At 72.5% G+C, this 12,349-nt stretch carries 7 protein-coding genes; 3 read left to right on the forward strand and 4 right to left on the reverse strand.

Annotation, left to right across the window (positions count from 1 at the left end; translation table 11 throughout):
- Positions 1–4 precede the first annotated feature (4 nt).
- Both glgB and EV187_RS08815 read right to left on the reverse strand, forming a co-directional pair.
- On the reverse strand, positions 5–2,197 hold the full coding sequence (gene glgB / locus EV187_RS08810; RefSeq protein WP_242609511.1) for a 1,4-alpha-glucan branching protein GlgB: 2,193 nt from the start codon (positions 2,195–2,197) through the stop codon (positions 5–7).
- A gap of 4 nt (positions 2,198–2,201) precedes the next feature.
- A complete protein-coding gene (locus tag EV187_RS08815) occupies positions 2,202–4,208 on the reverse strand; it encodes an alpha-1,4-glucan--maltose-1-phosphate maltosyltransferase (RefSeq protein WP_207221791.1) in 2,007 nt (668 codons plus the stop codon).
- A 184-nt stretch (positions 4,209–4,392) separates the two neighbouring features.
- On the opposite strand from EV187_RS08815, the gene glgP reads away from it, so the two are divergent.
- Positions 4,393–6,963, forward strand: a complete 2,571-nt coding sequence (gene glgP / locus EV187_RS08820) for an alpha-glucan family phosphorylase (protein WP_130352689.1) — start codon at positions 4,393–4,395, stop codon at positions 6,961–6,963.
- A 17-nt stretch (positions 6,964–6,980) separates the two neighbouring features.
- Here the strand turns inward: glgP and ybaK are convergent, their stop codons facing one another.
- A complete protein-coding gene (ybaK, locus tag EV187_RS08825) occupies positions 6,981–7,478 on the reverse strand; it encodes a Cys-tRNA(Pro) deacylase (RefSeq protein ID WP_130353256.1) in 498 nt (165 codons plus the stop codon).
- 13 nt (positions 7,479–7,491) lie between these two features.
- Positions 7,492–9,603, reverse strand: coding sequence for a glycogen debranching protein GlgX (gene glgX, locus EV187_RS08830; RefSeq protein WP_130352690.1), 2,112 nt, complete (start codon positions 9,601–9,603; stop codon positions 7,492–7,494).
- Between the two features lie 91 nt (positions 9,604–9,694).
- On the opposite strand from glgX, the gene EV187_RS08835 reads away from it, so the two are divergent.
- Positions 9,695–10,942, forward strand: a complete 1,248-nt coding sequence (locus EV187_RS08835; protein WP_130352691.1) for a cysteine desulfurase family protein — start codon at positions 9,695–9,697, stop codon at positions 10,940–10,942.
- Positions 10,943–11,025: 83 nt separating this feature from the next.
- On the forward strand, positions 11,026–12,132 hold the full coding sequence (gene mnmA, locus EV187_RS08840; RefSeq protein ID WP_278039120.1) for a tRNA 2-thiouridine(34) synthase MnmA: 1,107 nt from the start codon (positions 11,026–11,028) through the stop codon (positions 12,130–12,132).
- Positions 12,133–12,349 lie beyond the last annotated feature (217 nt).

The raw sequence follows: 12,349 nt of genomic DNA on the forward strand, positions 1-12,349 counted from the left end.
CGGCTCACGCCTCGAGCGCGAACCACACCGCGGCCAGCGGCGGCAGCGTGAAGACCCCGGACGCGGGGCGTCCCGACCACGGATCGTCGGTCGCGTCGACGCCGCCGAGGTTGCCGACGCCGGAGCCGCCGAACTGCTCGGCATCGGAGTTCAGCACCTCGCGCCAGCGGCCCGACCGGGGCAGGCCCAGCCGGAAGCCCTCGTGCGGGCGACCCGCGAAGTTGACGACGCACAGCAACGGCCGCCGCTCGCGGTCGTATCGCAGGAACGCGATCACGTTCTCGGCGGCCGCCCCGCCCTCGACCCACTCGAAGCCCGACGAGTCGTCGTCGAGCTGCCAGAGGGCGGCGGTCTCGCGATAGGTGCGGTTCAGCGCCCCGACGAACTCGGCGAGCTGCTTGTGCGTCGGCTGGTCGAGGATCCACCAGTCGAGTCCGCGCTCCTCGCTCCACTCCGAGAGCTGGCCGAACTCCTGGCCCATGAAGAGCAGCTGCTTGCCCGGGTGCGCCCACATGTAGGAGAGGTAGGCCCGCACGTTCGCGAGCTGCTGCCAGTGATCCCCCGGCATCTTGCGGATGAGGGACCCCTTGCCGTGCACGACCTCGTCGTGGCTGATCGGCAGCACGAAGTGCTCGCTGAACGCGTAGAGGAACGAGAACGTGAGGTCGTGATGGTGGTGCGCGCGGTACATCGGGTCCTTCTGGATGTACTGCAGCGTGTCGTGCATCCAGCCCATGTTCCACTTGAAGCCGAACCCCAGCCCGCCCGACGACGTGGGCGCGGTGACGCCCGGCCACGACGTGGACTCCTCGGCGATCATCACGATGCCGGGGTTGCGCTTGTACGCGGTCGCGGTCGCCTCCTGCAGGAATCCGATCGCCTCGAGGTGCTCGCGGCCGCCGTGGATGTTCGGCAGCCACTCGCCGTCCTCACGCGAGTAGTCGAGGTACAGCATCGAGGCGACCGCGTCGACGCGGAGCCCGTCGATGTGCATCTCCTCGAGCCAGAAGAGCGCGTTGGCCACGAGGAAGTTGCGCACGCGCGGGTTGCCGTAGTCGAAGACGTAGGTGCCCCAGTCCTTCTGCTCGCCGCGGCGCGGGTCGGGGTGCTCGTAGAGCGCCTCGCCGTCGAACTTCGCGAGCGCCCAGTCGTCCTTCGGGAAGTGCCCGGGGACCCAATCCATGAGCACGCCGAAGCCCGCCTGGTGCAGGCGGTCGATGAGGTACTTCAGGTCGTCGGGGCTGCCGAAGCGCGAGGTGATCGCGAAGTAGCCGGTGACCTGGTAGCCCCATGAGCCCCCGAACGGATGCTCCGCGAGGGGCATGAACTCCACGTGAGTGTAGCCCAGCCAGTCGAGATACTCGATGAGCTCGTCGGCGACGTCGCGGTATCCGCGGCCGGGGCGCCAGGAGCCCAGGTGGAGCTCGTAGATGCTCATCGGGCCGTCGTGCGGGTTCGTGGACGCGCGCCGCGACATCCAGTCGCCGTCGCCCCATTCGTGGGAGCTCACGCTCACGACCGACGCGGTGGCGGGCGCCACCTCGGCCTGCCTGGCCATCGGGTCGGCCTTCATGACCCATGCGCCGGAGCCCGTGAGCAGCTCGAACTTGTAGATCGTGCCGGGCTCGAGGTCGGGGACGAAGAGCTCCCAGATCCCGGCTGCCCCCATGCTCCGCATCGCATGGCCGGCGCCGTCCCAGCGGTTGAACTCGCCGACCACGCGCGCGGCGCGGGCGCGCGGCGCCCAGACGGTGAACGCGGTGCCGCGCACGGCGCCGGTCGCGCCCCAGTGCTCGCGGTGGTGCGCGCCGAGCACGTACCAGAGCTGCTCGTGACGGCCCTCGCCGATGAGGTGCAGGTCGAGCTCACCGATCGTGGGCGCGAACCGGTACGGGTCGTCGCTCGTCCACTCGTCGTCGCCGTAGAAGGCGCGGATCAGGTAGTCGACGGGCCCGAACGCGCCCGATCCCGCCCAGATCCCGTGGCCCACGTGCTCGAGCGGGAGCACGTCGCCCCCGTCGAGCAGGGCCTCGACCCGGTCGGCCAGCGGCCGCCGCGTGCGGATGACCGTGTGCGCGCCCGGCGTGCCGGGGAGCTCGAATCCGTGCTGCCCGAGCACGGAGTGGGGGTCGGAGTGGCGCCCCTCGGCGACGGCGGCGAGCACGGCGTCGTCGACCGCGGGGGTGGGGAGCGGCATCCGGTCAGTCATCGCGGCCTCGCACCACGTGGAGGATGTGCGCGGGTCTCGTGAACGCGTCGAGTCGCACGTAGTTGGCATCGCCCCAGTCCCAGCGATGCCCGGTCACGAGGTCCTCGACCTCGAAGGGGGTGCCCGGGGTGAGGCCGATGGCGGCGAGGTCGAGGTGCACGGTGGTCTCCCTCACGGAGTGGGGATCGACGTTCGCGACGACGATGACCGTGTCGTCGCGGCCGTCGGGCGTGAATCGCCCGTCGAGGTGCTTCGAGTACACGAGCACGGAGTCGTCCTCGCTCGCGTGGAAGCGGATGTTCCGCAGCTGGCCGAGCGCCGGGTGCGCGTTGCGGATGCCGTTCAGGATGCCGAGGTAGAGCGCCAGCGAGCGTCCCTCCTTCTCGGCGGCGGCGAAGTCGCGCGGCTTGAACTCGTACTTCTCGTTGTCGATCGCCTCCTCGGCGCCGGGACGGGCGACCGATTCGAAGAGCTCGAATCCCGAGTAGACGCCCCACGTCGGCGCCGCCGTCGCGGCGATCGTCGCGCGCACCGTGAATGCGGCGGGCCCGCCGAACTGGAGGTACTCGGTGAGGATGTCGGGTGTATTCACGAAGAGGTTGGGCCGCATGAAGTCGGCGGTGTCCTGGGAGACGGAGGTGAGGAACTCCTCGAGCTCCTGCTTGGTGTTGCGCCACGTGAAGTAGGAGTACGACTGCTGGAAGCCGACCATCGCGAGCGCCTGCATCATCGCGGGACGTGTGAACGCCTCGGCGAGGAAGACGACGTCGGGGTCGTCGGCGTTCACCGCCGCGATGAGGCGCTCCCAGAACGTCAGGGGCTTGGTGTGCGGGTTGTCGACTCGGAAGATCCGCACGCCCTGCTTGACCCAGTGCCGCACCACGCGCAGCACCTCCTCGAAGATGCCCTCGGGGTCGTCGTCGAAGTTGACCGGGTAGATGTCCTGGTACTTCTTCGGCGGGTTCTCGGCGTACCGGATGGTGCCGTCGGGGAGCTGGGTGAACCAGTCGGGGTGCTCGGCGACCCACGGGTGGTCGGGGGAGGCCTGCAGTGCGAGGTCGAGCGCGATCTCGATGCCGAGCGCGGCGGCCCGGCGCACGAACGCGCGGAAGTCGGCGAGCGTGCCGAGGTCGGGGTGCACGGCGTCGTGGCCGCCGGACGCGGCGCCGATCGCCCACGGCGAACCCGGGTCGTTCGGGCCCGGGTCGAGGGTGTTGTTGCGTCCCTTGCGGTTGGTGACGCCGATCGGGTGGATCGGCGGAAGGTACACGACGTCGAACCCCATGGCGGCGACCCCGTCGAGGCGCTTCGCCGCCGTGCGGAAGGTGCCACTCTTCCAGGTGCCGTCCTTGAGGCGGCGGGCACCCTCCGAGCGCGGGAAGAACTCGTACCAGGAGCCGACCCCGGCGCGTCGCCGCTCCACGAGGATCTCGTGCTCGGGCGAGTCGCTCGTGAGCCGGGCCAGGGGCCAGGCGGTGAACACGTCGAGGAGGGGCGCGTCGACGAGCGCGCGGCGTTCGGCGACGGACGTCCCGGTGTCGCGCAGCCCGGCGGCGAGCGCGGTGAGCCGACGCCGGGTGGCGAGCGGGCGCGACTTCTCGGCGACGGCGCGATCCATCAGGCGCGCGCCGATCTCGAACATCAGCTCAGTGTCCACGCCCGCGTCGACCTTCAGGGCCGCGTCGTGCCGCCAGGTGGCGATCTCGTCGTCGAACCCGGTGACGTGCCAGTGCCAGACGCCCTGCTCGTCGAGGAGGGCCTGGGCCTCCCACCGGTCGGTGCCGGCCGCCAGCGGCGACATCCGCTCGTGGCGCACCTGCCCGGACGGGCTCGTGAGCACCAGCATCGCGCCGACCTGGTCGTGGCCCTCACGGAAGACGGTCGCGCGGAAGGGCACGACTTCGCCCGCATAGGCCTTGGGCCTCCATCGGTCGTCGGGGAGGGCGGGGGTGACCCGGGTCACCGGGATCCGGCCGGCCAGCACTGCGTGGGTGGTCACGTTCCGACCGTAGCGCGGAATGCCACGCGCGTCGCGATCGGGTTGCCGAACCGCGGAGCCTTTCGCGTCGCGCGCGGCGTCCGCTATGCTCGCGCCGCCACGCGGCGGGCCGCACCGATGGTGCGACGATCGTCGAGACGGGCCGTTCACACATTCGACACGCGGTCGACCTAGGGTGGAGCGCGTGAAGCCGATTCGCAAGTTCACCGTCCGCGCCGTCGTCCCCGGCTCGCTGTCCGCGCTCGAGGAGCTCGCCGGCAACCTCCGGTGGTCGTGGCACGAGCCGACGAAGCGCCTGTTCGAGCACATCGATCCCGAGCTGTGGCGCAGCTCGCGACGGGATCCCGTGGCGTTCCTCGGCGAGGTCGACCCCGCGAGGCTCGACGAGCTCGCAGCCGACGGCCGGTACGTGGAGTGGGCCGAACGCGAGCGGCACGGGCTCCGCGAGTACCTCTCGGAGCCTCGCTGGTTCCAGTCGCTCGGCACCGACGCGCCGAGCACGGTGGCCTACTTCTCGCCCGAGTTCGGCATCACCGCGGCCCTGCCGCAGTACTCGGGCGGCCTCGGCATCCTCGCGGGCGATCACCTGAAGGCGGCCTCCGACCTCGGCGTGCCGCTCATCGGCGTGGGCCTGTTCTACAAGGCCGGCTACTTCGCCCAGTCGATCTCGCCCGACGGCTGGCAGCAGGAGCGCTACCCGGTGCTCGACCCCGACGGGCTGCCGCTCTCGGTGCTGCGCCGGCCCGACGGCTCGTCCGTGCAGGTCACGCTCGCGCTGCCCGACGACGAGTCGCTGCACGCCCGTGTCTGGAAGGCCGCGGTCGGCCGCATCACCCTGCTGCTGCTCGACACCGACATCCCAGCGAACACCGACGACCTGCGATCCGTCACCGATCGCCTGTACGGCGGCGGCGGCGAGCACCGCCTGCTGCAGGAGCTGCTCCTCGGCATCGGCGGCGCCCGCGCGGTGCGCGCGTTCACCGAGCTCAGCGGCCGACCGGCGCCCGACGTCTTCCACATGAACGAGGGCCACGCCGGATTCCTCGGCCTCGAGCGCATCGCCACGCACATCGCCGAGGGCCACTCGTTCGCCGAGGCGCTGCAGCTCGTGCGCGCCGGCACGGTGTTCACGACGCACACGCCGGTTCCCGCCGGAATCGACCGCTTCGAGCGCGGGCTCGTCGAGCGGTATCTCACCGGCTCGCTGCTCCCCGGCGTCGACCCGGCCGACGCGCTCGCGCTCGGCGTCGAGCCCGGGTCCGACCCTGCGACGAGCCCGTTCAACATGGCGGTCATGGGCCTGCGGCTCGCGCAGCGCGCGAACGGCGTCTCCAAGCTGCACGGGCAGGTCAGCCGACGCATGTTCGGCGACCTGTGGCCGGGCTTCGACTCGGAGGACGTGCCGATCACGTCGATCACGAACGGCGTGCACGCGCCGACGTGGACCGACCCGGCGCTCCTGGGGCTCGCCGAGGCGACCCTCGGAACCGCCGACACGGAGCACGCCGACTGGGCGAGCGGAGCCCTCTCCGCCGCCGAGTTCTGGGGCGTCAAGCGGCGCATGCGGCTGCAGCTCGTCGAGGACGCGCGGCGCCGCCTCGCCGCGGCGTGGAGCGACCAGCACGCCGGCGCCCAGGCGCCGCTGTGGGTGTCGCGCGTGCTCGACCCCGACACGCTGACGGTCGGGTTCGCCCGCCGCGTGCCGACCTACAAGCGCCTCACCCTCATGCTCAGCGACCCCGAGCGGCTGAAGGCGATCCTCACCAACGCCGAACGTCCCGTGCAGTTCGTGATCGCGGGCAAGTCGCATCCCGCCGACGACGAGGGCAAGCGCCTCATCCAGCGGCTCGTGCAGTTCGCCCAGCAACCCGAGCTGCGCGAACGCATCGTGTTCCTGCCCGACTACGACATGGGCATGGCCGAGCTGCTGTACCCGGGTTGCGACGTATGGCTGAACAACCCGCTGCGCCCGCTCGAGGCGTGCGGCACGTCGGGCATGAAGGCCGCGATGAACGGCGCCCTCAACCTGTCGATCCTCGACGGCTGGTGGGCCGAGTTCGCCGGCGAGGACTACGGCTGGGTGATCCCGTCGGCGGATGCCGCGGGCGATTCCGGCGAGCGCGACGCCCTCGAGGCCGCCGCGCTGTACGAGCTGCTCGAGCATCGGGTGGCGACGCGGTACTACGAGCGCGACGCCGACGGGGTGCCACTGGAGTGGGTGCGTCGCGTCCGCCGCACGCTCGCGACGCTCGCGCCCGAGCTCGGGGCCGACCGCATGGTGAAGCAGTACGTCGAGGAGCTCTACCGCCCGGCGGCCGAGCAGGCGGCGCGCGTGGCGGCCGACGGCGACCGCGGCGCGCGTGATCTGGCGGCGTTCGGGGCGCGCGTACGGGCGTCCTGGCCGAAGGTGCAGGTCGTGCACGTCGAGTCCGGGGGAGTGGAGTCGCCGCACGTCGGCGACGAGCTGCGACTGCGCGCCTACGTCGAGCTCGACGGGCTGGCGCCCGACGACGTGGCCGTCGAGGTCGTGTACGGCCGCAGCCGGAGCGACGAGTCGATCGAGGGCGTGCGCCGCACGCCGCTCGAGGCCGAGCGGTCGACGGATGCCGCGTCCGCCGCGTCGGGCCCGCGCCTGTACACCGGCACGGTCGTGCTCGACCGAGCCGGGGCGTTCGGCTACACGGTGCGGGTGGTGCCGCGGCATCCGCTGCTCGTCTCGCCTGCGGAGCTGGGGCTCGTCGCCGTCGCCGACTGAGGCGGGCCGGTCGGCGGTCAGCGCTTCCGGGCGATCGGCGCGTACCGGCCGCCGGTCACCGCGATGAGGTCGTCGGGGGCGAGTTCGAGGTCGAGGCCGCGTCGCCCACCCGAGATGTAGATCGTCTCGGCGAGGATCGCCGACTCGTCGAGCACGGTCGGCAGCAGGGCCTTCTGGCCGATCGGGCTGATGCCGCCCACGACGTAGCCCGTCTTGCGCTCGGCCAGCGCGGGGTCGGCCATCTCGGCGCGCTTGCCGCCGAGGGCCTGGGCGAGCGCCTTGAGGTCGAGCTGCATGGCCACGGGCACGATGCCCACGGCCAGCGCGCCGTCGACGCTCGCGAGCAGCGTCTTGAACACGCGGTCGGGGTCGAGCCCGAGCTTCTCGGCGGCCTCGAGGCCGTACGCCGCGGCTCGCGGGTCGTGCTCGTAGGAGAGCGCCCGGAACGCGATGCCCGCCCGGGTGAGCGCGACCGTCGCGGGCGTGCCGGCTGCGGCATCCGTGCGCCTGGCCATCACCGGTCGCCCGTCATCGCTCGTCCATCACCGTTCGACCGTCCGCCCGTTCGCCCGTCCATCGTTCGCCATGTGCGCGGAACAGGTGCATCGAGAGCGGCGGCACGATGATCGATTCGCCGGGGGAGTGGTCGATCGGGTCGTGCACCGGCTCCTCCTCGACGGAGTCCCAGAGGCGGGTGTAGCCCGTGACGCCCGCATGGTCGGGCAGCACCACCTCGGTCTCCGCCTCGTGCGCGTGCACGACGAGGAGGATGCGGTTGAACGCCTCGAACTCGGGCGTCGACGCGGCGAGGTACTGCAGGGTGCGCTCCTCGGGGGAGTGCCAGTCGTCGATGGTCATGGTCGTGCCATCGGCGTTGAACCAGTCCATCTGCGAGGCGCTCGGGATCGTCTCGCCGGAGCGGCCGAATCGCACCGGGCGCAGGGCGGGGTTCTCGGCGCGCAACTGCAGCAGTCGCCTCGTCGTCGCGAGGATGCCGTCGTCTCGCCCGTCGTCGCGCCACGACAGCCAGGTCAGGTCGGAGTCGTGGCAGTAGGCGTTGTTGTTGCCCCGCTGGCTGCGGCCGTACTCGTCGCCGGCCGTGAGCATCGGCACGCCGGCCGACAGCAGCAGGGTGCCGAGCAGGTTCCGGATGGTGCGCCGCCGGGCCGCGCGGATCACCGGGTCGTCGGTCTCGCCCTCGACGCCGTGGTTGTAGGAGTTGTTGTGGTCGGTGCCGTCGCGGTCGTGCTCGCCGTTGCCGAGGTTGTGCTTCACGTCGTAGGCCGTGAGGTCGGCGAGGGTGAAGCCGTCGTGCGCCGTCACGAAGTTGAGGCTGGCGAGCGGGCCGCGCTCGAGCGCGAAGGTGTTCGCCGAACCGGCGAGCCGCGTGGCGAACCGGCCGATACCGCTGCCCGCGGTGCCCGTCTGCCGTTCGCGCCGCAGGTCGCCGAGCCAGAAGTCGCGCATGCGGTCGCGGTAGCGGTCGTTCCACTCGGTGAAGCCGGCCGGGAAGTCGCCCGTGCGCCATCCGCCGGGCCCCACGTCCCACGGCTCGGCGATGAGCTTGGCGGTGCTCAGCACCGGATCCTCGAGCATCGCCCTGAGCAGCGGATGCTCCGGGGTGAAGCCGCCGTGGTCGTCGCGGCCGAGGGTGGCCGCGAGGTCGAGGCGGAACCCGTCGACCTGCAGCTCCTCGGCGAAGTACCGCATCGAGTCGAGCACGAGCCGTTGCGGTGCTCCGCGCCCGAAGTCGAGGGTGTTGCCGCATCCGGTGGTGTCGACGTACCGGCCGTGCGCGTCGTGACGGTAGTAGGACGCGTTGTCGATGCCGCGGAACGAGTAGGTGGGTCCTGTGCGGCCCTCCTCGGCGGTGTGGTTGTAGACGACGTCGAGCACGACCTCGAGGCCGGCCTCGTGCAGCCGCCGGACCATGCCGGCGAACTCGCGCCGCACGGCGTGCGCCCCCTCGGACTGCGCGGCCGCCGACGCGTACGGCGCGTGCGCCGCGAAGAAGGCGAGGGAGTTGTAGCCCCAGTAGTTGAGGCGCCCCTGCCGGACCAGGCGCTGCTCGGTGACGAACGCGTGCACGGGGAGCAGTTCGACCGTCGTGACGCCGAGGCCCGTGAGGTACTCGAGCGATGCGTCGTGGGCGAGCCCGGCGTAGGTGCCGCGCAACGGCTCGGGGATGGCGCGGTTGAGCTTCGAGAACCCGCGCACGTGCGTCTCGTACACGACCGTGTGGTCGAGCGCGACGCGGGGCTTCGACGTGCCCGCCCAGTCGAACCCGGCGTCGGTGAGGGGCTCGAGCGCGACGCCGCGCCACGACCCGTCGGCCGCCGGCGCGAGTCCGCGCGCGTACGGATCGAGCAGGGTGTGCGCGGGATTGAAGGCGTGATCGAAGCCGGCCGGGCCGTCGACGCGCAGCCCGTAGCGCGCGCCCGGCACGAGGGCCGCCGAGGATCCCGCCCAGACGCCGTGCCCGTCGCGCACGAGCGGCGTGCGCTCGACCGCCCAGTCGAGGTCGGCGTCGGCGAACACCTCGAGCTCGATCGACGTCGCGTGCTCGGACCAGACCCGGATGTCGCCGCCGTCCGCGCCGGTGCGGACACCGAGGTCGTGGAGGGGGTCGAGCGCGGACATGCGATCTACAGTAGTTCGTATGCAAGCGCTCCCACCGCGCACGCCACCCCGGCGTGCGGGGCGGGACATCGGCCGGGGAGGAGGGCGCGCCATGGTCTACCTCGACCACGCCGCGACCACCCCGATGCGCCCCGAGGCGATCGAGGCGCTCACCGCTGCGCTCGCCGTGGTGGGCAACCCGTCGTCGATCCACAGCGCGGGCCAGCAGGCCAAGCGACTCCTCGAGGAGTCCCGGGAGCGCGTCGCCGCGACGCTCGGGGTCGACGGCATCGAGGTCGTCTTCACCGGCAGCGGCACCGAGGCGGTGAACCTCGCGATCAAGGGACTCTGGTGGCGGAGGCAGTCGACCGCGCCTTCCGCCGTCGACGGCGGGCCCGGTGCTCGCCCGCGCCTGCTCGTCCCGGCCGGCGAGCACCACGCCACGATCGACACGGTCGAGTGGCTCGCCGCGCACGAGGGCGCCGAGGTCGTGGTGCTGCCGCTCGACGAGGTCGGCCGGCTGCGCCTCGACGTCCTCGAGGCGGAGCTCGCCCGCGACGCGGCATCCGTCGCCCTCGTCACGATGCTCTGGGCCAGCAACGAGGTCGGCACGGTCCAGCCGGTCGAGGAGGTCGCGCGGCTCACCGCCCGCGCCGGCGTGCCCCTGCACGTCGATGCGATCGCCGCGTACGGGCAGCTGCCGATCGACGTCCGGGGGCTCCGGCGGGCCACGGATGCCGGCCCGGGCGCCGGTCTCGTCGCCCTCAGCGTCTCCGCCCACAAGATCGGCGGCCCGGCGGGCATCGGTGCGCTCGTGCTCGACCGCTCGGCGGCCGTGGAGCCGCTGATCCACGGCGGTGGACAGCAGCGCCGGGTGCGCTCCGGCACCCAGGACGTCGCGGCGGCGGCCTCGTTCGCGGCGGCCGCCACCGCGGTGCACGAGCGGCTCGACGAGGACGCGCGGCGGATGTCGGCGCTGCGCGACCGACTCATCGCGGGCGCGCTCGCCGCGGTGCCCGCGGCGCGGCTCTCGGGCGACCCCGACCCGTCCGGGCGACTGCCCGCCAACGTGCACTTCTCGTTCCCCGGATGCGAGGGCGACTCGCTGCTCTTCCTGCTCGACGCCTCGGGCGTCGCGGTGTCGACCGGCTCGGCGTGCCAGGCGGGAGTGCCCGAGCCGTCCCACGTGCTGATGGCGATGGGGCGTTCCGAGTCGGACGCGCGAGGTGCGCTGCGCATCACGCTCGGCCACGTCTCCACCGACGCCGAGGTCGACGCGTTCCTTGCGGCGCTTCCGGGCGCCTACGCCCAGGCGGCCAAGGCCGGCCTGGCCGCGCGCGCGACGTCGTTCGACCGCTGACGCGCGCCGCCGCGCCGGACCTGGATCGCGTCCGGCCGCCCCACGGGGCATCCGCTCAGGAGCCCGCTGCCTACACTGGACGGGTGAAGGTTCTCGCAGCGATGAGCGGCGGCGTCGACAGCGCCGTCGCTGCGGCGCGCGCGGTCGATGCCGGACACGACGTCGTCGGCGTGCACCTCGCGCTCAGCCGCATGCCCGGCACGCTGCGCACCGGGAGTCGCGGCTGCTGCACCATCGAGGACTCGATGGACGCCCAGCGCGCCGCGAACGTGCTCGGCATCCCGTACTACGTGTGGGACTTCTCCGAGCGGTTCAAGGCCGACGTCGTCGACGACTTCATCGCCGAGTACTCCGCCGGGCGCACGCCCAACCCGTGCATGCGCTGCAACGAGCGCATCAAGTTCGCCGCCCTGCTCGAGAAGGCGCTGGCACTGGGCTTCGACGCCGTGTGCACCGGCCACTACGCCGCCGTCGTCACGGATGCCGCGGGCAACCGCGAGCTGCACCGGGCGAGCGCCTGGGCGAAGGACCAGTCGTACGTGCTCGGCGTACTCACCGCCGAGCAGCTCGCGCATGCGTACTTCCCGCTGGGCGACACCCCGTCGAAGCAGCTCGTCCGCGAGGAGGCGGCGCGGCGCGGGCTGTCGGTCGCGCAGAAGCCCGACTCCCACGACATCTGCTTCATCCCCGACGGCGACACGAAGGGCTGGCTCGCCGAGCGCGTCGGCGTGGCGCCGGGCGACATCGTCGACCGGTCGGGCGCGGTCGTCGGCTCGCACGAGGGCGCGCACGCGTACACCGTCGGCCAGCGCCGCGGCCTGCACCTGGGAACGCCCGCGCCCGATGGGCGCCCCCGCTTCGCGCTCGAGGTGCGGCCGAAGGAGAACACCGTGGTGGTCGGCCCCAAGGAGGCGCTGGCGACGGCCGAGATCGCCGGGTCGCGCTACACCTGGGCAGGGCTTCCCCCCGCGGATGCCGCGACGCCGTTCGCCTGCGAGGTGCAGATCCGCGCGCACGCTGACCCCGTTCCCGCGGTGGCCGTCGTCGCCGACGGCGAGCTCGTCGTCACCCCGGAGCATCCGCTCGACGGGGTCGCCCCCGGGCAGACCGCCGTCGTGTACGTCGGCACGCGGGTGCTCGGCCAGTGCACCATCGACCGTACGGTGAGCGCGGTCTCCGTCGACGCCTGAGCTCGCCCGGTGTCCCCTGCCGGGCTGCGGCGAGCCGGCGGCGACGCCGTCCGCGGATCCCGCGCGCAGCGTCGCCGGCGGGCGTCGGGGCCTCGCCGACGCGACCCGTTTCGCGTAGATTCGCGCTGGCGCCACCCCCGGCGCCGAGCACGTGACGAGGAGATGCCGTGTCCTACCCTCTGTACCCCGCCGATCCGAACCGAGACCCCGCTGAGCC

This window comes from Agromyces ramosus (assembly GCF_004216665.1).
Classification (GTDB): Bacteria; Actinomycetota; Actinomycetes; order Actinomycetales; family Microbacteriaceae; genus Agromyces; species Agromyces ramosus.